General features: G+C 59.6%; 1 protein-coding gene. It reads right to left on the bottom strand.

The window, feature by feature from the left end; genetic code table 11:
• Nucleotides 1-158 (bottom strand): 2-C-methyl-D-erythritol 4-phosphate cytidylyltransferase (locus SB764_RS41820; RefSeq protein WP_410867009.1); only part of this gene is annotated, 158 nt, incomplete at its 3' end.
• Nucleotides 159-260: the final 102 nt, after the last annotated feature.

Here is a 260-nt window from a genome sequence, read left to right as displayed (position 1 = left end):
ACCAGCGTTTGCGCAAACTCACTGCACGCGTCGAAAGCGGCCAGCGAGTAATGCAACATGTCGCGGCCGGCAACGGTGCGATACTGTTTGGGCATCGCGGCGCCGGAACGGCTGCCGGTGCCTGCGCACGGAATCAGGGCAAATAGGCGGGAAGTCACGAGTGCGGATGCCGCGAAGTCAAAGTAAACAACGGATTTTATAATAGGTCCTTCGCATCCACGCCCCGACACGCGTAAACTTGCCGATCACGTGTGAGCCCG

Source organism: Paraburkholderia sp. SIMBA_027 (assembly GCF_046535315.1).
Classification (GTDB): Bacteria; Pseudomonadota; Gammaproteobacteria; order Burkholderiales; family Burkholderiaceae; genus Paraburkholderia; species Paraburkholderia tropica.
The sequence above is the reverse complement of the archived record's forward strand: the minus strand, read 5'-3'. Positions and strand labels throughout refer to the sequence as shown.